We start from the raw sequence: 19,298 nt of genomic DNA on the forward strand, positions 1-19,298 counted from the left end.
TTTACATTTCAAACTGAATCCGCGCGCGTCGAGATGGCGGGCTTGGCTTTCCGAATCTGAACGAAGCTTTCGGGATTGCGACAATCGGTGACACAAAAGTGCGGCCGCCGGCACATTCTGACGACAGGGCGCTTCCATATATCTCCTCACAGGCCGCTACCCCCCAATACCGGCGGCCGGGAAATACCAGAGGAGAACGACCATGAAGAAGTTCACGCTGATGATCGCCGGCCTCGGCATCTCCGCCGCCGCCATCCCCGCCACCGCGATTGCCGCGCCGGTGCCGCAGCCCGGCTATGGTTTCCAGGGCGGCGCATGGCAGAACATCAACGCTCGCCAGAACCGCATCGAAGCCCGCATCAACCAGGGCATCCGTTCGGGGGCGCTCACGCGCGGCGAAGCGATGCGTCTCCGTGCGCAGTTCCGCGACATTGCGCGTCTCGAGGCCCGCTATCGCGCCTCGCGCCCCGGCCTGACGGTCGCCGAGCGACTCGATCTGGATCGCCGCTTCGACGCGCTTGAGCGCAGCATCCGCATCCAGAAGCACGATCGCGATCATCGCGGCCGCCGCTGGTAAGACAAGCTGCCATTCCGGGCAGGCACGGGCTCCGCCGCAAGGCGGGGCCCGTTTCGTTTGTCAGGACTTGCAGGTCATCGCGTTGGAGAAGCCCAGCCAGCGAATCTGCGCGGTGCCCTCAAGATCGTACATCACCGCCAGCGGCGCGCGGTTGGGCTCGGCCGGGGCGTTGCTCTTCACATCGGCGGACAGGAACATCACGCCGCCGCGCGTCCGCTGGAGCAGGATCGGCCCTTCCCAGCATGCGGAGTAGGAACAGATCGACAGGCGGTTGCCGCGCCGCGTCAGTTCCATCGGCGTGAAGCTCTCGGTCTCGACCGCGCAGCTGTTGCTGACACAGCGTATCTCGGCCTCGGTGTTGCGGCAGTGGAAATCCTGCGCGGCGGCAGGGAGCGGAGCCAGCAGGGCGGCGATCAGGAGCGTGCGCATGGCTGCACGTTAGCGCAAAGGTTTGCCGCTGTCCTTCCACTTGTCGAGGATCTGCGACTGCGGCTCCTCCTCGCGCGCGGCGGTGGCCGTTGCCGTGGCGGCGGGGAGCGGCGTGCCGCTCCGTGCATAGGCGGGCTGGACCTGGATCGGCGTGGGCACCGCCATCGGCGTGCGGGCGATAGCGGCAGGCGCGGGAGCATTGACCGGGGCGTCGGCGCTCGGATGCGGCCCCGGCGAAGGCTCATGCCCGCCATAGACCGAGCGGAATGCGGCGGCGGTGCCCCAATAGCCCTTCCAGCGATGGAAGAAATGGGCGCCGAAGACCCCGGTCATCACCAGGCTGCGGTTCCAGGACGGCGTGACGGCATAGGTGTGATAATGCGTCGCCATGCCGACGGGAGCGAAGACGCTGCCGTTCAGCGCATCGGCGGCGACGCGGGCGGCGCGCAGCCAGGCATCGCGCGCGGGCGCCCCGCGGGTCATCGCGCCGTCACAGGCGAAGCTGAACTGGCAGCCGCGCTTTTCCGAACCCTGGAACACCACGCCGCACACCGTCGACGGGAAGGCTGGATGGCGGACGCGGTTTAGCACGACCTGCGCCACCGCGCGCTGGCCGGCATCGGGCTCGCGCGCGGCTTCGTAATAGATGGCGGTGGTCAGGCATTGCAGCGCGCGCGACTTGTCGAGGCCGGTGCCGGCCAGCCTGAAGGGCGAGGCGGGCTGGATCGATTCATCGACCACGGCATTTTCGGGCACCGGCATGTCCGGCAGCTCGGCGGTGCCAGTCGCGCCAGGGGCCGCGCCGTCGGCGGGCGCCTGATCGTCGTCGACCGCGGTGTAATAGGCGGCGCCGGGGAAATGGTCCTCCGCCTCATAGCCGGTGGGCGCGGCGGTGGCGGCGGGCTTGGGGAGGTTCGGGCCAAGCGCCTGTGCCGAGAATCCGGCGCCGATCAGCGACACGAACGCCGCCGCCGCGATCCCCCGCACCTGCATTTTCGTAAAGCGACGCCAGAACAAAGCCCAAAACCCCACGCGGCCGAGCGCGGAATATAGGCCAAAACCCTAACGGTTTCGCCCGCGATTTTGGCTGCGTCCCGCAGCGAAACACTTGATGGTTAAGGTAATTTATTTGAGCAGCATCGGCGCGAAGACCAGGGCTACCGCCGCGAAGCAGGTCGTCGTCCAGCCTATCCTGCGCGAGCGGACCCAGCCGCTGGCGCCGATGCTGATCAGCAGCGCGACCATGCCGGTAAGGAAGGTGAGGCTCATCGCGATACGCGCGGTCTCGGCCATGGAGATGGCGCCCTTGGGCGCATGCGGATGGAGCGCGGCGGTCAGCGACGTGGTCGCGATGACGCAAAGCACGAATGCGGTGGCGGCGAGCGCCGAGGCGACAACCGCCACCGAAGCGGCGCGCGATTCCTTGCCGAGCGTCAGGAACAGCGCGAGAAACGTCGCGGCGAAACCGCCCAGGAATGCGCTGAGGCCGCCGATCTGCGCGGCCAGGGCGGAGAGATAATCGGGAGCGAGCGAAACCATCGGCCGGCGCAGTCCTTAATGATGACCGTGCCCGCGAGGGTGGAGCAGCAGGATCGTCGCAAGGTTCACCGCCATCGCGGCGATCAGCTTGAGATCGACCGGCTTGCCCGGGCCGACATAGGCCATCAGCGCGACCAGGAACACGCCGAGCGCAAGCGCGCTGGCGGTGGTCATCGCGCTCGCGGCATTATGCCCCGGCACCAGCGCGGCGAGCACCATCGCCCCGCCCGCGATCAGATCGGGGATACGGAACATCTCGTCCTTCATCGTGCCGTTGAGCACATAATAGACGGTGGCGGCGCCGATCACGGCGGTCAGCAGGCGAAGCAGGCTCAGCATGGCTATCCTCCCTTTTGGGTAGCGTAACGCATGCGGAATGAATTAGCGAACGCACCAAGAGTTCCCTCGGCGATTGCCGCGCGGAGGTCACTCATGAGGTGCTGATAGAAAGTGAGGTTGTGCTCGGTCATCAGCATCGCGCCCAATATCTCGCCGGCGCGGACGAGGTGGTGGATATACGCCCGGCTGAACCCGGTGCAACTGGGGCATGGGCATTCGGGATCGAGCGGTCCCTGATCCTCGGCGAACTTGGCGTTGCGGATGTTGATCGGGCCGGTGCGCGTGAAGGCCTGGCCTGTGCGGCCGCTGCGCGTCGGCAGCACGCAATCGAACATGTCTATTCCGCGCTCGACGGCGCCGACGATATCGTCGGGCTTGCCGACACCCATCAGGTATCGTGGCTTGGCGGGATCGAGCTGGCCGGGTGCGTAATCGAGCACGCCGAACATCGCTTCCTGGCCTTCGCCGACCGCGAGCCCGCCCACCGCATAGCCGTCGAAGCCGATATCGAGCAGCGCGTCGGCGGACCATTTGCGCAAGCCTTCGTCGAGCGCGCCCTGCTGGATGCCGAAGATCGCGTTGTTCGCGGCATGCTCTCCACCGCTGTCGAAGCCTTCACGAGAACGTTTCGCCCAGCGCATCGAGCGCTCCATCGCCGCAGCCTGGACCTCCCGGGTCGAGGTGGTTGGCACCAGCTCGTCGAACGCCATGACGATGTTAGAGCCGAGCAGCCGCTGGATCTCCATCGACCGTTCGGGGCTGAGCATGTGCCGCGTGCCGTCGAGGTGTGACTTGAAGACGATGCCTTCCTCGCTGCGCTTGGTCAGCTCGGACAGGCTCATCACCTGATAGCCGCCGCTATCGGTCAGGATCGGGCGATCCCAGCCCATGAAGTGGTGCAACCCACCCAGCCGCGCGACGCGCTCGGCGCCGGGGCGCAGCATCAGGTGATAGGTGTTGCCGAGCAGGATATCGGCGCCGCTCGCGCGCACGTCCTGCGGCTTGACCGCCTTGACGGTTGCGGCGGTGCCGACCGGCATGAAGGCCGGCGTGCGGATCTCGCCGCGTTGCATCGCGATCGTGCCGGTACGCGCCTTGCCGTCGGTGGCGGAGATGGTGAACTCGAAACGTGGCGGGGTGTTGGACATGATCGCGCAATGGCGCGTTGCGCTTCGGATGCCAACACAATCCTCCCCCGGAAGCGGTGGAGGGGTACACCGCAGAGCACCGCGTGATGGTATGGCTGGCAGTGCATCTCGGCTGATTGCTCGGCTATATGAGCATGAGGGCGAAAAGCGCGGCGCAGACCGCAGTCGCCACAACCAGGCCGACGATCAGTTGCTGGTGCACGGCGCGTTGGTGCGCGTCCGTAGCGCGATAGGAGAAGGTACGCGCGGCGAGCAGGATGACGGCGTCTGGGAGGAGGAATATCATCAGCTCTCCGCGCGATGCCGGCCGGGCAAGTAGCGGAGTGAAGAACAGGGCCAAATTGACAAGGAGCGCGAGCCCAAGGGCGACCTTCGGCCATAGCTCGCCAGGATAGTCCGATCCGATCTTGAAAACGAGGAAGAGGCACATGCCCGCGCAGGCGATGCGGTATGTCGTATCGATCGGCAGCCCGATCATGCCTTCCAGCGCGAAGCCGATGGTCACGAAGACGCCGATCCCGAGAAGCGCCAAGCAACCGCGCTGAAGGCCCTCTTTCAACTTGTCCCCCGAACCCGCATCCGCCCATCGGCACCAACGCTGGGCTCAGCGATGCTTCGCCACATACTCCAGAATATCCTGTGGCACGCGAAACAGCGCGTCGGGCCTGGTTTTGACCAAAGCCTCTTCCGCCGCATAGCCCCACAGCACCGAACCCGCACGCATGCCCACCTCGCGCGCCGAATCCACATCGCGGGTCTCGTCACCGATCGCCAGCGTCTCTTGTGCCGGAACGCCGAGCCGCTTGAGCACGCGGCGGAATTTCGGTGCCTTGCCGAACAGCGACGAGCCACCGGCGTAAAAGGAGATCAGCGCGGCATTCTCCGGCCCCAGAATCCGCCGGGCATTGTCTTCGGAATTGCTCGTCACCAACGCGATCTGCACGCCCATCGCGCTGATCTTCTGCAGCAGATCAGGCATGCCCGGAAACAGTTCGATCTGTCCGACATTGCGGCCAACCAGCCGGCGGACATACCAGGCGATGAAAGGCAGCTTCCAGCGTGCAATCTGGAGGTATTTTATCACTTCGCGCGAGCTCTTGCTCCGCAGCATCTTGATCTCGCCGCCGCTCACCCGGCGAAAATTGAAGATGCCGGCGAGATGATCGGCGACCGAGATGAACCAGTCTCCGCTGTCCGAAAGCGTGCCGTCGAAATCGAAGATCACCAGCCGGACCGGAGCCTCTGTGGGGAGGGGTGACGCGTCAGTCATGCGCGTGTCCCTTTCCATGCATGCGGCATTCGGCTCCGTCGCCCAGCTCGATCTGCACCGTGGTGTGGTCGATGCCGTGATCGTGCGCCAGCCGGTGTTGCAGGTCTGTCAGGAAGGCGTCGCCGGGATGCCCTTGCGGCATGACGAGATGCGCGGTGAGTGCCGCCTCGGTGGTGCTCATCGGCCAGATATGGAGATCATGAACCCGGGTCACGCCCGGCAAGGCGGCGAGGGCGCGCTCGACCGCCACCGGATCGATGTTCGCCGGCACCGCCTGCAGCACCATCGTCAGCGACTCGGTGAACAGACCCCAGGTGCTCCACAGGATCACGCCGACGATGATCAGGCTGATCACCGGATCGATCCACGCCGCGCCGGTGAACAGGATCAGCGCCCCGCCGATCATCACGCCGGCCGACACCGCCGCGTCCGCCGCCATGTGGAGATAGGCACCGCGGATATTGATGTCGCCCTTGCGCCCGCTTGCGAACATCAGGGCGGTCGAAAGGTTCACGACGATGCCGGCGCCGGCGACGAGCATCACCGTGCCGCCCGGCACCGTGGCGGGCTCGGAGAAGCGCTGGATCGTCTCGAGCAGGATCGCGCCGACCGCGACCAGCAGCAGCACCGCGTTGGTCAGCGCCGCGAGGATCGAGGAGCCACGCAGGCCATAGGTGAAGCGCGCGGAAGCAGGGCGCTTGGCCAGCTCGGCACCGCCCCAGGCGATGAGCAGTCCGAGCACGTCGGAGAGATTGTGCCCGGCATCGGCGAGCAGCGCGACCGAATTGGTCCACACGCCCGCCGCGCCCTCCACCGCCACGAAGGCGAGGTTGAGCACGGTCCCGATCGCGAAGGCGCGGCCGAAATCGGCGGGGGCGTGGTGGTGCCCGGCATGCTTGTGGTCGTGGTCGTGATGTGCGGCCATTTGCCAGGTCTTAGCCTTGGCCGGGCATGAGATACTAGCGCTTGCGGCGTTTTCCGTCGCCGCGATAGTTGGGCGGCGGCATTTGCGGGCGGATCGTGACCAGCTCGCGGCGGCTCAGCACACCGTCCTTGTCGGCGTCGAAGCGCTTGAACAGCAGGTCGAAGCGCGCGGCCAGCTCGGCGAAGGTGATCTTGTTGTCGCCATCGGCGTCGGTCTCGAACGGACTGGGGAGGGTGTTGCGATCGCCCAGCCAGCGCTCGGACCAGTCGGAGAAGCCGATATAGCTGAGCGCGCCGTCACGCGGGTTCATGCTGTCGAAGCTGCGGCGCAGCCCGGCATCGAATTCGGCGCGGGTGACGCGGGCATCGCCGTCGCTGTCGAACGCGGCGATCATCATCGCGACGGGCTCGACGATCACCGTCGCCGCCGGTTGCGTGACCGTACTCTGGCCGATCGGGCGGCTCGTGTCCTTCTCGCCCATCGGAATGCCGACGCGGTTCTGGGCCAGCGCGGGTGTCGCGGCGAGCAGCGCAAGCGGCAGGAGGAACGGGCGCATCAAAATCCTTTCAGGGCAACAGCAGCGAGGCATCGCCATAGCTGTAGAAGCGGTAGGCATGCGCGATCGCATGCGCATAGGCGGCCTGCATCGTATCAAGCCCCATCAGCGCTGACACCAGCATGAACAGGGTCGAGCGCGGCAGATGGAAATTGGTGATCAGCCCGTCCACGCCCTTGAAGCGATAGCCGGGGGTGATGAAGATCGCGGTGTCGCCTTCAAAGGCGCGGATCATTTGGTCCTCGCCCGTCGCGCTCTCGATCAGGCGCAGGCTGGTGGTGCCGACCGCGATCACCCGGCCGCCCTTGGCGCGCACCGCGTTGAGCCGATCTGCGGTCGCCTGATCGATGCGGCCCCATTCGGCGTGCATCCTGTGCTCGTCGGTGTCGTCGGCCTTGACCGGCAGGAAGGTGCCCGCGCCGACGTGGAGCGTCAGGGTGGCATGCTCGATTCCAGCGCTTTCCAGCGCGGAGATGAGACCGGGTGTGAAGTGCAGCGCCGCGGTCGGCGCGGCCACCGCGCCGGGCTCGCTCGCGAACATCGTCTGATAATCGTGAGTGTCGCGTGCGTCGGTCGGGCGCTTCGAGGCGATATAGGGCGGCAGCGGCATGCGGCCGCAGCGGTGGAGCAACACCTCGACCGGTTCGTCGCCGGCGAAATCGAGTGCGAAGCTGCCATCCTCGCCGCGATCCGATGCAGTGGCGGTGACATCCTCGCCGAAATCAATGGTGTCGTCCTCGCGGAGCTTCTTGGCGCCACGGATGAATGCGCGCCAGCGGCGTGGGCCTTCGCGTTTGTGGAGCGTCGCGCCGACCCGCGCGCTGCCACGCAGCCCCTCAAGCTGTGCCGGGATCACCCGGGTGTCGTTGAACACCAGGCAATCGCCGTGGCGAAGTGCTGACGGTAGATCGCTGACCAGCGCGTCGCGCATCATACCCTGTTCGACCACCAGCATTCGCGCCGAATCGCGCGGGGAGGCGGGCCGCAGCGCGATCCGTTCTGCCGGCAGTTCGAAATCGAAAAGGTCGACGTTCATCGCATCATCCGCCCGTCAGGCGGTTCAGGGAACCAGCTTCACGCGCTCCTCGCCCGCGGGCAGCGCCTTGGGCGCGGCGGCCGGCAGGTTCGTATATTCGGGCGGATTGTCGGCCAGGATATAGGCATGGACGATCCTGGTCGGGTTCGCGGGCGGCTCGCCGCGCTCGATCTTGTCGACCCACTCCATCCCGCCGGCGACGCGACCGAACACGGTGTAATTATGATCGAAGCCCAGCTTGGGTCCGAACATGATGAAGAACTGGCTGTTGGCGCTGTTCGGGTCCTGGGTCCGCGCGGCGGACACCGCGCCACGGACGTGCGGCAGCGAGTTGAACTCGGCGGGCACGTTGGGCAGGTCCGAATTGCCGGTACCGGTTCCGGTCGGATCGCCGCCCTGCGCCATGTTCTCCTCGCCATCGATCACGCGATGGAACGGGACGCCGTCATAGAAGTGCTTGCGGGTCAGCGTCTTGACCTGCTCGACCATCTTGGGCGCGGCATCGGGGCGCAGGCGGATCAGCACGCGGCCGCCCGAGGAGAGATCGAGCACCCAGGTATTCTCGGGGTCGGCGGGGACGACCACGGGCAGCTGCTTTTCGGAGGTCGCATCGGTGGCGACTCCGGTGAATGGCATGACCTCAGGCTTCGCCTTCCCACCTTGCGCCAGCGCCGGCGTGGCACACAACGTCGCGGCCAAGCCAACCAGGATTCCCAAGAAACGCATCACATCCCCACTCGATCGGAAAGTTTTCGGGCGCACGTCTAGAGCAATCCGCGCGTCTCGGGAAGCGGAGTCAGCTTCCCTTGCGGCCAATCGCCTCGACGCGCGCGGCGACTTCGCGCTGGACCCGTGTGGGCACGAACTTGCGGATATCGCCCCCGTAGAGCGCGATCTCCTTGACCAGCCGGCTGGCGATCGGCTGAAGCGAGACATCGGCCATCAGGAAGACCGTCTCGATCCGGCTGTTGAGCTGCTGGTTCATCCCCGCCATCTGATACTCATATTCGAAATCGGCGACGGCGCGCAGGCCGCGGACGATCACGCCGGCGCCGCAGCGTTCGGCGAAATCCATCAGCAGCGAATCGAAGCTGACCACCTCGATGCCGGGAATGTCGGTGGTCTCGCGGGTGACCATCGCCATCCGCTCCTCGACCGTGAACATCGGGTTCTTCGAAGGATTGGTCGTGACCCCGATCACCAGCCGGTCGACCAGCTTCGCGCCGCGACGGATGATATCCATATGGCCGAGCGTGATCGGATCGAAGGTGCCGGGATAGACGCCGGTGCGGATGGTCATGTTAGCGACCAGATGCGTATAGTTGCTGTAGTGGCGTGCATTTCGATGTCGCTTCCATTCGCCGCTTTTGCGTCCCGGCATTGGAAACCGAAAGGGCGCGCGGTGCAAGCGCGGCTCAAGGCCTTCGTCCAGCTGTCCTTGCATGTTGCAGAAAGCTTCACCTCGACATTGATAGCGCCGCCTTGCCAGCCGCCGCCCTCGTCGCGGGAAATAAAGTGTGGTTCTGCACCGCCGCAGCCGGGGAAAGCGGCCTGTTCGCGAAGCAATTGCGTTATGGTTGCCGCAGACGGGGCATCACTGCACGCTATCGCGAATAGCATGAGCCCAAGCGCACCAGCCGCCCGGATCACCGATCCCGCTCCAGCGTATACCGCGCGATGTCGCGCAGCAGATCGGCTTCCGGGCCATAGGATTTCAGATGTTCGATCGCCTGATCGACGAGTAGCGTGGCCTGTGCCCGCGCCCGTTCGGCGCCGAGCAGGCTGAGGAAGGTTTCCTTGCCCGCTTCGCCATCCTTGCGCAGCTTCTTGCCGGCCAGTGCCTCGTCGCCCTCGGCATCGAGGAGATCGTCGGCGATCTGGAAGGCGAGGCCCATGTCGCGGGCATAGCCGCGCAGGCCGGTGCGGCCCTCGGGCGACAGCCGGGCGAGGATCGCGCCGCTTTCCACCGCACAGGCGATCAGCGCGCCGGTCTTCATCGCTTGCAGGCGCGTGACGGTCGGCAGGTCGAAGCTGGCTTTCTCGGCCTCCAGGTCCATCATCTGCCCGCCGGCCATGCCCGCCGGCCCGGCATTGTGGGCGAGACAGCCGACCAGCTCGATGCGCACGAAGGGATCGGGGTGCGTCGCCTCGTCGGCGAGGATCTCGAACGCCAGCGCGTGCAGGCAATCGCCGGCCAGGATCGCGGTCGCCTCGTCGAATTCGCGGTGCACGGTGGGCTTCCCGCGGCGGACATCGTCATCGTCCATCGCCGGCAGGTCGTCATGGATCAGCGAATAGACATGAATGCATTCGAGCGCGGTGGCGACGCGCGCGGCGCAGGCCTTGTCGACGCCAAACAGGCGCGCGGTGGCGAACACCAGCAGCGGGCGCAGCCGCTTGCCGCCGCCGATCGCGGCGTGGCGCATCGCCCGATAGAGATTTTCGCGCGGGTCGCCCGGGATCGCGAGTAGCTGGTCGAACTGGCGGTCGATCTCGGCGGAGACCTCCCGAAGCGCGGTCTGGAGTGCGAGGCTGGCTCCCGCCACGTCAGTTCGCGGCGAAGGGGGTGGTGCCGGCCGCCCGGCCTTCGCTATCGGTGCGGATCGCCTCGATCCGCGCCTGCGCCGCATCGAGCCGCGCCGCGCACTGGCTGCGCAGCCGGTCGCCGCGCTCGTACAGGTCGATCGCTTCCTGCAGCTGCGCCTCGCCGCTTTCGAGGCGGCCAACGATCCGCTCGAGTTCCTTGAGCGCTTCCTCGAATGAAAGTGCCGCGATGTCCGCTTCTTCTGCCATGCCGCCGCTATGCGGCAGGGCGGCGGGGGATTGCAACCGGGGATGCGCGCCACATGTTGGGCACACGATCAGATGAAAGGCTTCCCCATGTTCACCAGCATCAATCCCGCGACCGGCGAAACCGTCGGCACCTATGAGGAGCTGGATCAGGACGGGATCGAGCAGGCGCTGGTCCGCGCCTCGGCGGCGTTCAGGGCGTGGCGCAACTCGGCGGTCGAGCAGCGAATAGCGTTGCTCAACGCGATTGCCGACCAGTGGGAGGCCAACAAGCAGCATCTCGCGGAGATGGCGGTCCGGGAAATGGGCAAGCCGATTGGCGGGGCCATCGCCGAGGTCGAGAAATGCATCCTCGGCTTTCGCCACTATGCCGAGCATGGCCCGTGCTATCTGGAGCCCACCACGGTGGCGACCCCGGGCGGCGGGCACGCCGATGCCCGCTGGCTGCCGATGGGTCCGGTGCTGGCGGTGATGCCCTGGAACTTCCCCTATTGGCAGGTGGTGCGCTTCATGGCGCCGACGATCATGGCCGGGAATGTCGGGCTTCTGAAGCACGCCTCCAGCGTTCAGGGCTGCGCGGCCTTGATCCAGCAACTGGCGAATGCCGCGGGCGCCCCCGATGGCGTCTTCCAGAATCTGCCGATCAAGTCCGATCATGTGTCGGGCATCATCGCCGACAAGCGTGTGGTCGCCGTGACGCTGACAGGCAGCGAAGGCGCCGGCGCCAAGGTGGCGCAGGCGGCGGGGCGCGCGCTCAAGAAGGTGGTGCTCGAACTGGGCGGTTCGGACCCGTTGATCGTCATGCCCTCCGCCGATCTCGACGCCGCGGCGAAGACCGCGGTGACCGGGCGCATCCAGAATGCCGGGCAGAGCTGCATCTGCTCGAAGCGGATGATCGTCCATGCAGACGTCTACGATGCCTTCATGGAGCGCTTCACCGCCGGCATGAAGGCGGTGCGGGTCGGCGACCCGATGGACAAGGCCAATGCCATGGGCCCGCTCTCCAGCGTCCAGCAGCGCGATACCGTGCTGGAGCAGGTCGCCCGCGCCCAGTCCGAAGGCGCCACCTTGCTGTTCGGCGGCGAGAAGATCGAGCGCGAAGGCGCGTGGATGACGCCCGGCGTGCTGACCGATATCGATCCCGAAAGCGACGTCGCCAAGGAGGAAATCTTCGGTCCGGTGGCGGCGGTCTACAAGGTCAAGGATATCGACGAGGCGATCGCGCTCGCCAACGACGTGCCCTACGGCCTCGGCTCGTCAGTCTGGACGCAGGACGATTCCGAGATCGAGCGCTTCGCTCGCGACATCGAATCCGGCATGACCGCGGTCAATTCGCTGCTCGCCTCCACCCCCGCCGCGCCGTTCGGTGGTGTCAAACTGTCGGGCCATGGCCGCGAGCTGGGGCCATGGGGGATGCACGAATTCATGAACCTCAAGGCGGTGATGTTCGCCAAGCCCTGAGGGTCAGCCCTTGGGAATCGTCACCTCGACGCGGCGGTTCTTCGCCCGGCCCTGGGGATCATCGCTGCCGTCGGACTGGGTATTGGGCGCGATCGGCGCGGTCTCGCCTTTGCCCGTGGTGGTGAAGGTCCAGCCCTTCAGACTGTCCTGCTTGCGCAGCCATGCCGCCACCGCCTCGGCACGGCGCTCGGAGAGCTTCTGGTTATAGGAATCGTCCCCCTTGGCGTCGGTATGGCCGGTGATCGCGATCGTGCCTTGCTTGCCCTTGCGGATCAGCTCGGCGGTGCGCGCGAGATTGGGCTCCGCCGCCGGCGTCAGATCGGCCTTGTCGAAATCGAACAGCGTATCGGTGGCGAGCTCGACCACCGTTGCCGTGTCGGTCACGGTCACGCGGAAATCGGTGACCGCGCCCGTCAGCGGACTGGTGGCGCCGGTAAGAGCGCTGGTCTGGCCGATGGCGTTGCCGGTCGTTCCCTGCGGTGCGGCGGGCGCCGGCCGCGGCTCGGCCTGGTTCACCGCCGGCGCCGAAACCGGGTCCTGGCTGGGAGCCGCATTGCATGCGGCGAGCGCGAGCGCGGCAGCGATGCCGGACGCGCGCCTCACCGCGTCACCAGCACCGCATCGAACGGGGCGACTTCGGGAATGGTGATCGACACCGTCTTGCTGGCCGCTGGCGGAGCGGGGAATTTGAACCAGACCTGTGCCGGGCCGCGGGCGGTATCGACGCGTATCTCCTTGCCGTCATTGTTGAGCGGCGCCGCCATCCACTTGCCGGCATTGTCCTTGAGCACGCCGATGCGCTGCGACGTGGCGTCGTCGATCGCGCTGACCTCCTCGACCTTGGCATAGCTGCAGCAATCGGCGCCGGTATAGGTCAGCGCCACCGTCATTATGTCGCCGGTCACCGCGACCTTGTTGAGCGAAACCTGCGACCCCTTCGGTCCCGGCTGGGTCTGGATTGCGACCGGGGCAGGAGCAGCGACCGGCGCGGGCGTGGCAGCGACTTCCTCGCGCACGACGCCATTGGCGGTCGCCGTCGTGGTCGTGGTGACGCTGTTCTCCGTGGTCTGACTTCCCGAGCAGCCCGCCAGCAGGCCGACGAACAAAATCGATGCGGCAAAAAGTTTCGGCACGCTTCTCTCCCACCAGATTCGGAAAAAATGAATCGGGCAGGGAATGGTTCCCGCGCCGAAACGGTCGCGCCGTCGCGCGCTAGGTGGCAGGCGGGTGTCGGGAGAAATCTGCCGCCTCGGCGACGAAGCTCGATACGCCGCGTGGGTTCGGGGCACACCGCCAGCCCGGCGCCTCGGCGAACAGCGAGCCATGCTCGGCATTGGCGTAGATGACCACCACTTGCCTGGTTCCTGCACGCAACGCCTCTTCGAGACGCGTTCGCACCGCGGTCATGACGTTCGCGCCAAAGGGATTGTAGAGATAAGCGAGGATCGCGGGGCCGTCGGGCACGAACGAAGCGGCATCGCCTTCGAACAGCCGGGCATGCGGCAGGCCGGGATTCCGCGATGCGAAGCGCTCGAAGTTCTTCCGGGCAGTCTCGCAGAGGCGCTCCGATAGTTCGACTCCCGTGACGGTGCGGAAACCCATTTCGGCCGCCAGCATCACCATTCGCCCTTTCCCCGCGCCATAATCGACAAAGTCGAACTGCGCCGGATCGATGTCTAGCATCGCGACCGGGTCCCGTAACATCGCTTCGTCGCTGGGGTCGTAGCGGCGGCACTCGTCCACCAGCGCCTCTGGAAAGCCGAGCTCGCGCACGGCGATCCCACCGCTGGTATCGGTGCCCCAGCGGCGATCAAAGGCCTGATCGGCGCGCTGGCGCGCACGCGCGGCACGGGAAAAGCGGTGCCGGAGGTTGACCAGCGAGAGGCGCACGATTTCTCTGGGGCTGCGTCCGCGCAATCGGGAAAGGGGCATGTCGGCCTCGGTGTCGAAACAAGGCCGGTGTGCATCGCCAAGGTGGATATCGGGTTAAGCGGGGCGCGGTTCCCCAGCGATCTCCGTCAGCAGATCCTTGCGGCTCAATTTCCCGATCATCGTCTTGGGCAGGCTTTCGCGGACCACGACTTCCTTGACGCGTTCATGCTTGCCGAGCTGCTGGTTGAGCCATTTGCACAGCTCCGCGCCAGTGATCCCGGCGCCGTCGTTGAGCGTCACATAGGCATGCGGCAGCTCGCCATGATAGGAATCGGGCAGCCCGATCACCAGCGCTTCCTTCACCGCTTCATGCTTGTAGAGCACCGCCTCGATCTGGCTCGGGAAGACCTTGAAACCGCCGACCGCGATCATGTCCTTCAACCGGTCGACGATGCGGATGAACCCGTCCTCGTCGATCGTCCCGACATCGCCGGTGCGCAGCCAATGCCCGTCGACGAAGGTGTCGGCGTCGGTATCGGGCCGGTTCCAGTAACCACGCATGATCTGCGGGCCCGAGACGACGATCTCGCCGGGCTCGCCCTCGGGCGGTGGCCGGGTCGGGTCCTCCTTGTCGACGAGGCGGACGCGGGTGGCGATCAGCGGCTGGCCGATCGTGCCGGTCTTGTTGAGGCCCTCATAGGGATTGGTCGAGACCACGCCCGAGCTTTCCGAAAGCCCATAGCCCTCGATCACCCGCGCACCGGTCACTTCCTCCCAATGCGCCTTGAGCGCCGCCGGCAGGGGCGCGCCGCCCGAGATGCAATATTGCAGGCTCTTGAAGTCGCTCGGCTTCATCCCCGGCGCGTCGAGCAGAGCCTGGTACATGGTCGGCACGCCGGGCAGCGAGCGCGGTTGGGTGCGGCGCAGCGCCGCCAGCGCCTGCTTGGCGTTGAAGCGCGGCAGCATCACGATCTCGCCGCCTGTCAGCACGGTGCGGTTGAGCACGCAGGTGTTGGCGAAGACATGGAAGAAGGGGAGGATGCCGAGGATCGTATCGGCCTTCTCGCCCAGGTGCGGATCGAGCCGCGCGACCTGGCGGCAATTGGCCGACAGGTTCTGATGGGTGAGCATCGCGCCCTTGGGCACGCCGGTGGTGCCGCCGGTATATTGGATCAGCGCGAGATCGGCCTCGGGATCGATCGCCGGGGTGTCGCACACGCCGTCATTGTGGATGAGCTGCGAAAAGGCCTGGATACGATCATCGACGGGCCGCGGGGTGACTTCCTTGCCCTTGAACAGCCGGTAGAACAGTGACTTCGCGCCGGGCAGCGCTCCTGCCACCGATCCCACCACCAGCCGTTCGAGCTTGCTTTGCTCGAGCACCTTGAGCGCGGTCGGCAGCAATGCGCTGGCCGAAAGCGTGAACAGCAGCCGTGTACCGCTGTCCTCGACCTGCGCCGCCAGTTCCTCGACCGAGTAGAGCGGCGAGAAATTGACCACCGTCGCGCCGAGCTTGAGGATGCCGTAATAGGCCGCGACATAATGCGGGACGTTGGGAAGGAAGAGCCCGATCCGGTCGCCCTTGCCATAGCCGAGAGCCTTCAGCCCGCACGCGACCCGGTTGGCGCCGTCGAGCGTCTCGCCATAGCTGTATTTGCGGCCGAGGAAATCGAGCAGGTGCGCGTCCGGGTGCGCCCGGGCGCTGGTCTCGAACAGATCGACCATCGAGAGCGGCGGGAAGACATCGTCCCAGCGGCCGGGATGGCGGAACGCGCTGCGCCAGATATCTTCCGGCCCGAGATGTTCAAATACGCTCATTTACACTAGTGTAAGCAAGCTCCGGGGCCGGTCAATATCCAAGCCGCTTGCTCCACGTCACCAGCACCGAAACCGCGATCACGCCGAGATCGACCGCCGCTTCCATCTTGCGGGGTGAAGGATCGTCCGCGCGCGCCATGGCGATGGAGATGGCGGCGTGCCGGGCATTGCCGAGCGACAGCAGCAACAGCGCCAGGGCTCCCAAAGCCAGGATGATCCGGTTGCGTTTGACCATGATGGCGCCGGTATATGCCGGCTGAACGAAAGCGGCAATCGAGCGCGCGACGAAAACGCGCCCGAAGTGACGGCCGGTTCAGGCGGCGGCGCGGATCGTGTTGCGGGCGCGGTCGCGCCCGGCCGATTTCGCTTCGAACAGCGCGGCGTCGGCGCCGCGATAGAGCGCCTTCCACTCGACATCGCTGGTCAGCGGCCCGCGGCACCCGCCGATGCTGGCGGTGACGAGCAGGTCGAACGGCATCCGCGTCGCCCGCAGCCTGGCGAGCAGCGCTTCGGGCTCGACGGGTTCGGCGGCCGAGGAGAGGATCGCGAATTCCTCGCCACCCAACCGCGCCACCAGGGCGCCGGTGGGCACGTGCGTGCGCAGCAACCGCGCGAACAGCCGCAGCACTTCATCGCCGCCGTCATGGCCCAGCGTTTCGTTGACGCCCTTGAAGTGATCCAGGTCGGCGATCAGCAATTGTTGCTCTCCGGTCCGCCCGATCGCCTGATCGAGGAACGCGCGGCGGTTGAGCAGTCCCGTCAGCGGATCGGTATCGGCCAGGCGGCGCGCCATCACCTCGTTGGCGATCGCCCAGTCGCGCTCGTCGCGCAGCAGCTTGATCCGATAGGCAATGGCGAGGCTCGACATCAGCGCCTCGACCACCATCGACAGGATCGTCGAATTATCGAGCCAGAAATTCCATGGGATGACATGGAAATTGGCGAGCACGCGCCCGACCGACATCAGGATCGGCGCACCCCAGCCGACCGCGAACAGCCACAGATAGTTGCTCCGCTTGCGCCACGCCTGCCACAAGGTCGGTCCGACCACGGTGGCCAGTCCCAGGAACACGATCGAGAAGGCGGCGTCCGCGGTTCGTACGGAGAAGGGTGCGGACAGGTAGAACAGCACGCCGACCCCGGCCATCGCGGTGGCGACCGCGGCCGTATAGCGCCCGAGGAACCCCACGAAGACGCGATCTTCGAAGAAGCTGCGGGCGAAGATCAGCGCGGATGCCCCGACCATGCCGAGCAGCAGATAATTGATCCGCAGCCGTTCGTTGTTGGCGATATCCGGGAAAGTCCAGGCGAGGGTGCCCGAGGACGAGAAGGTGTAGGCGAGCAGGCACGCCACCATCGCGCAATAATAAAGCTGGAAGCGGTGACGCAGCGCACCCCACAAAGCGAGATTGTAGATGATCAACGCGATGCACAGTCCGGCGAAGGCGGCGTACATCGCCGCCATCGTCAGATTGGTGCGCTCGCTCTGCGCGCCGGTCGAAAGCCTCGCCCCGAGCACGACGCCGCGCACATTCGCCGATCCCTCGACATGCCACATCAGCCGGACGACCTTCGCGTTCAGCTGCGGCAGCGGATATTCGACCAATGCGCCGAGCTGGATCAGCGGCGTCACCCCGCGCGCGTCGGTGGTGGAGGTTGTCATCCGGCCGTCGGAATACAGGACATGCAGCGACAGCCTGTCCTGCCACAGGCTGGCGATGCGGGCATTGAGCGGCTCACCCGAGCGCGAGCGCTGGTTGATGTCGTTGGTGATCACCCAGAAATTGCCGGGGCCGAACCTGTGCTGCTCGGTCATGCAGTCGAAGCGTTCGGGATACTGGATCAGCACTGCCGGGTTCATTCCGCCGGTATCGGGCAGCACACAGACCTGAAGCGGCCGCCCGGTGACGGCGCGCTGCGCCTGTGCCGGCACGGCAAGCGCCGCAAAGCCGATGCACGCGAGCAACACCGCGATTCCGCGCGAAAGACAGGCCCGAACCATGCTTCTTGCTACGCCCGGCATGACGAACAACCCGTTAAAATGCGGGGAGATCGCCGCTTTCTCCGCAACTTGCGCGATCCGCTTTGTTCGCGTGCGGTCGCGCAGCTATAGTCGGACAAAAGGGGAGGGGCATATGGCTGAAGAACGGCTGCAACTGGTCGATGTGCTGCGCGGCTTCGCGCTGATGGCGCTGTTCCTCGTCCATATGCTGGAGAGCTACGAGCTGTATTGGGCCGCCCCGCAACCGGGGATCGCCGACACGATATTTCTGCTGTTCATGGGCAAGAGCTTCTCGCTGCTGGCCTTGTGTTTCGGCTTCAGCTTCTTCGTGCTGATGGATCGCGCGGCGCGGCGCGGCGAGGATTTCTCCGGGCGTTTCGCGTGGCGGCTGGCGGTCCTGCTGGTGATCGGTTTCTTCCATGCGCTGGTCTATCGCGGCGACATCATCCAGTTGCTCGCCGGGCTCGGCTTCGTGCTGTTGCTCGCGCACCGGATACGGTCGAACCGCGTGCTGATCGCGCTCGCCGCCTTCTGCTTCGCCGGGCCGATCCTGATCCTCCAGATCGTCGCCGCTTCCTCCGGCGCGGCATGGGCGAATCAGCCGCCGCATTTCTTCAGCGATTCCGCAATGCCCATCTATCTCAACGGCACGCTGGCCGAGACGCTCAAGGCCAATTTGTGGGAAGGCCAGCTCCCCAAATGGTGGTTCATGCTCGAAAGCGGGCGGCTGGTGCAGATCATCGGCCTGTACCTGGTCGGCATGGTGCTTGGCCGGATCGGCTTCTTCGCGCGGGCGGGGGACTATGTGCGCGCGCGCTGGATAGCTTTCGCGATTGCCGCCGCCGTTGCGCTCGCGCTGCATTTCGAGCGCGATGCGTTGACCGGCTGGTTCGCCGCGCAAGGGCATGGCGAAGCTGCGGGGCGCTGGTTCGGGCTGTTGCTGGGAAGCTGGTTCGAGTTGGCGGGGACCACGCTCTGGGCGCTGATCCTGATCGCTTTGTGGCAGGGGCCGCTGCGCGCATTGATCGCGCCCTTCGCCGGCGTCGGGCGGCTGACGCTGACGCTCTATATCGCGCAGAGCCTGGTGTTCGTGCCGATCTTCTATGGTTTCGGCCTCGGCCTGTGGGACGATTGGAGTCAGCCGACGCGCCTGTGGGTTGGCCTTGCCGCGATCTTCGCACAGCTGGTGCTGGCGGCGATCTGGCTACGGCATTTCCACTATGGCCCGGTCGAATGGGGATGGCGCGCGCTGACCTATCTGCGCCGCGACATCCCCTTCCGCCACTAACAGCCGTCCAGCGGCTAGACCGCTCCGGCCAGGCTTTGCATGAGTGCGGCCGTGCTGGAGAGGATGAAGATCGTCGCGAAGCTCGCGGCAAGCGCCGCTTTCGTATTGAGTGCCATTTCCCTGAACCTTTCCAATTCTTCTTCCGGGAATGGGCCGTAGCGGAGCGCGCAAGCGATCCCAGCGCCGCGAGACAGGGCGACCAGTCTGCGACGGAGTGGCGACGAGCGAACACCAAAAAGGGCCGGAAC

23 protein-coding genes are annotated in these 19,298 nt (G+C 66.0%); 3 read left to right on the forward strand and 20 right to left on the reverse strand.

Annotated elements, in window-relative coordinates; genetic code table 11:
* Window positions 1–202: 202 nt before the first annotated feature.
* A complete protein-coding gene (locus tag KF730_RS04265) occupies window positions 203–577 on the forward strand; it encodes a hypothetical protein (RefSeq protein WP_294092490.1) in 375 nt (124 codons plus the stop codon).
* Between the two features lie 60 nt (window positions 578–637).
* Here KF730_RS04265 and KF730_RS04270 read toward each other — a convergent pair whose 3' ends face one another.
* The 14 genes from KF730_RS04270 to KF730_RS04335 form a co-directional block, all read right to left on the reverse strand.
* Window positions 638–1,006: a hypothetical protein gene (locus KF730_RS04270; RefSeq protein ID WP_294092491.1), complete on the reverse strand. Its 369-nt coding sequence runs from the start codon at window positions 1,004–1,006 to the stop codon at window positions 638–640.
* A gap of 9 nt (window positions 1,007–1,015) precedes the next feature.
* A complete protein-coding gene (locus KF730_RS04275; protein WP_294092492.1) occupies window positions 1,016–1,993 on the reverse strand; it encodes a cell wall hydrolase in 978 nt (325 codons plus the stop codon).
* Between the two features lie 138 nt (window positions 1,994–2,131).
* Window positions 2,132–2,545, reverse strand: coding sequence for a hypothetical protein (locus KF730_RS04280; RefSeq protein WP_294092494.1), 414 nt, complete (start codon window positions 2,543–2,545; stop codon window positions 2,132–2,134).
* 15 nt (window positions 2,546–2,560) lie between these two features.
* Window positions 2,561–2,884, reverse strand: a complete 324-nt coding sequence (locus KF730_RS04285; protein ID WP_294092495.1) for a hypothetical protein — start codon at window positions 2,882–2,884, stop codon at window positions 2,561–2,563.
* A 2-nt stretch (window positions 2,885–2,886) separates the two neighbouring features.
* A complete protein-coding gene (tgt, locus tag KF730_RS04290; RefSeq protein ID WP_294092497.1) occupies window positions 2,887–4,032 on the reverse strand; it encodes a tRNA guanosine(34) transglycosylase Tgt in 1,146 nt (381 codons plus the stop codon).
* A gap of 124 nt (window positions 4,033–4,156) precedes the next feature.
* Complete coding sequence (locus tag KF730_RS04295) at window positions 4,157–4,537, reverse strand: hypothetical protein (RefSeq protein WP_294092498.1); 381 nt, start codon at window positions 4,535–4,537, stop codon at window positions 4,157–4,159.
* 99 nt (window positions 4,538–4,636) lie between these two features.
* Entirely contained in the window at window positions 4,637–5,302 is a 666-nt protein-coding gene (locus KF730_RS04300; RefSeq protein WP_294092500.1) for an HAD hydrolase-like protein, read from the reverse strand.
* A complete protein-coding gene (locus KF730_RS04305) occupies window positions 5,295–6,227 on the reverse strand; it encodes a cation diffusion facilitator family transporter (RefSeq protein ID WP_294092502.1) in 933 nt (310 codons plus the stop codon). The genes KF730_RS04300 and KF730_RS04305 overlap by 8 nt, the downstream gene beginning before the upstream one ends.
* A 34-nt stretch (window positions 6,228–6,261) precedes the next feature.
* Window positions 6,262–6,783 (reverse strand): EF-hand domain-containing protein, encoded by a 522-nt coding sequence (locus KF730_RS04310; RefSeq protein ID WP_294092503.1) that lies wholly within the window; start codon window positions 6,781–6,783, stop codon window positions 6,262–6,264.
* A 10-nt stretch (window positions 6,784–6,793) separates the two neighbouring features.
* Window positions 6,794–7,819 carry a tRNA preQ1(34) S-adenosylmethionine ribosyltransferase-isomerase QueA gene (gene queA, locus KF730_RS04315; protein WP_294092504.1) on the reverse strand — a complete coding sequence of 342 codons (1,026 nt, stop codon included), beginning with the start codon at window positions 7,817–7,819 and terminating at the stop codon, window positions 6,794–6,796.
* Window positions 7,820–7,843: 24 nt separating this feature from the next.
* Window positions 7,844–8,518: a peptidylprolyl isomerase gene (locus KF730_RS04320; protein ID WP_294095696.1), complete on the reverse strand. Its 675-nt coding sequence runs from the start codon at window positions 8,516–8,518 to the stop codon at window positions 7,844–7,846.
* A gap of 97 nt (window positions 8,519–8,615) precedes the next feature.
* A complete protein-coding gene (gene coaD / locus KF730_RS04325; protein WP_294095701.1) occupies window positions 8,616–9,113 on the reverse strand; it encodes a pantetheine-phosphate adenylyltransferase in 498 nt (165 codons plus the stop codon).
* Window positions 9,114–9,465: 352 nt separating this feature from the next.
* The gene (locus KF730_RS04330; protein ID WP_294092506.1) at window positions 9,466–10,365 is read right to left on the reverse strand and encodes a polyprenyl synthetase family protein; all 900 of its coding nucleotides are present in this window, start codon (window positions 10,363–10,365) and stop codon (window positions 9,466–9,468) included.
* Window position 10,366: 1 nt separating this feature from the next.
* The gene (locus KF730_RS04335; protein ID WP_066797310.1) at window positions 10,367–10,612 is read right to left on the reverse strand and encodes an exodeoxyribonuclease VII small subunit; all 246 of its coding nucleotides are present in this window, start codon (window positions 10,610–10,612) and stop codon (window positions 10,367–10,369) included.
* A gap of 87 nt (window positions 10,613–10,699) precedes the next feature.
* Between KF730_RS04335 and KF730_RS04340 the strand changes: the two genes are divergently transcribed.
* Window positions 10,700–12,070 carry an NAD-dependent succinate-semialdehyde dehydrogenase gene (locus KF730_RS04340; protein WP_294092510.1) on the forward strand — a complete coding sequence of 457 codons (1,371 nt, stop codon included), beginning with the start codon at window positions 10,700–10,702 and terminating at the stop codon, window positions 12,068–12,070.
* A 3-nt stretch (window positions 12,071–12,073) separates the two neighbouring features.
* Here the strand turns inward: KF730_RS04340 and KF730_RS04345 are convergent, their stop codons facing one another.
* The 6 genes from KF730_RS04345 to KF730_RS04370 form a co-directional block, all read right to left on the reverse strand.
* Complete coding sequence (locus KF730_RS04345) at window positions 12,074–12,673, reverse strand: OmpA family protein (protein ID WP_294092511.1); 600 nt, start codon at window positions 12,671–12,673, stop codon at window positions 12,074–12,076.
* Window positions 12,670–13,203 carry a hypothetical protein gene (locus tag KF730_RS04350; protein WP_294092513.1) on the reverse strand — a complete coding sequence of 178 codons (534 nt, stop codon included), beginning with the start codon at window positions 13,201–13,203 and terminating at the stop codon, window positions 12,670–12,672. Before KF730_RS04350 ends, KF730_RS04345 begins: the two co-directional genes overlap by 4 nt.
* A 79-nt stretch (window positions 13,204–13,282) precedes the next feature.
* Window positions 13,283–13,960 carry a methyltransferase domain-containing protein gene (locus KF730_RS04355; protein WP_294092514.1) on the reverse strand — a complete coding sequence of 226 codons (678 nt, stop codon included), beginning with the start codon at window positions 13,958–13,960 and terminating at the stop codon, window positions 13,283–13,285.
* 96 nt (window positions 13,961–14,056) lie between these two features.
* Window positions 14,057–15,760 carry a long-chain fatty acid--CoA ligase gene (locus KF730_RS04360; RefSeq protein ID WP_294092515.1) on the reverse strand — a complete coding sequence of 568 codons (1,704 nt, stop codon included), beginning with the start codon at window positions 15,758–15,760 and terminating at the stop codon, window positions 14,057–14,059.
* A gap of 31 nt (window positions 15,761–15,791) precedes the next feature.
* Window positions 15,792–15,995, reverse strand: coding sequence for a hypothetical protein (locus KF730_RS04365; protein WP_294092517.1), 204 nt, complete (start codon window positions 15,993–15,995; stop codon window positions 15,792–15,794).
* A gap of 78 nt (window positions 15,996–16,073) precedes the next feature.
* Window positions 16,074–17,729: a diguanylate cyclase gene (locus KF730_RS04370; protein WP_294092518.1), complete on the reverse strand. Its 1,656-nt coding sequence runs from the start codon at window positions 17,727–17,729 to the stop codon at window positions 16,074–16,076.
* Window positions 17,730–17,895: 166 nt separating this feature from the next.
* Here KF730_RS04370 and KF730_RS04375 point away from each other — a divergent pair, with 166 nt between their 5' ends.
* On the forward strand, window positions 17,896–19,050 hold the full coding sequence (locus KF730_RS04375) for a DUF418 domain-containing protein (protein WP_294092519.1): 1,155 nt from the start codon (window positions 17,896–17,898) through the stop codon (window positions 19,048–19,050).
* Window positions 19,051–19,298: the final 248 nt, after the last annotated feature.

Origin of the sequence: Sphingomonas sp., from assembly GCF_019635515.1 — a bacterium.
Taxonomy (GTDB): Bacteria; Pseudomonadota; Alphaproteobacteria; order Sphingomonadales; family Sphingomonadaceae; genus Sphingomonas.